1 protein-coding gene is annotated in these 387 nt (G+C 65.6%); it reads left to right on the forward strand.

Annotated elements, in window-relative coordinates; translation table 11 throughout:
- Positions 1–44: 44 nt before the first annotated feature.
- Positions 45–387: fumarylacetoacetate hydrolase family protein (locus tag EOA24_RS41140; protein WP_189354743.1), on the forward strand; the 343-nt coding region annotated here is incomplete at its 3' end.

Below are 387 nucleotides of genomic sequence, written 5' to 3' on the forward strand. Positions count from 1 at the left end.
GAGTTTGCAAACGGCCACGGGCCGCAAGTAGGAGAAGGATTTAGATGAAACTGCTGCGCTATGGCGAGGTGGGGAGCGAACGTCCCGGCCTGCTCGATGCGGATGGGACCATCCGCGACCTCTCGGCCCACGTCGCCGACATTGGCGGCACGGCGCTTCATCCGGCTTCGCTGGACATGCTGGCGAAGCTCGATGCGAAATCGCTGCCGGCGGTTTCCGGCAGCCCGCGCATCGGCGCCTGCGTCGCCGGGACCGGCAAGTTCATCTGCATCGGCCTGAACTATTCCGACCACGCCGCCGAAACCGGCGCCACGGTGCCGCCGGAGCCGATCATCTTCATGAAGGCGAGCTCGGCGATTGTCGGGCCTGACGACGACGTGCTGATCC

Source organism: Mesorhizobium sp. M2A.F.Ca.ET.039.01.1.1 (genome assembly GCF_003998035.1).
Classification (GTDB): Bacteria; Pseudomonadota; Alphaproteobacteria; order Rhizobiales; family Rhizobiaceae; genus Mesorhizobium.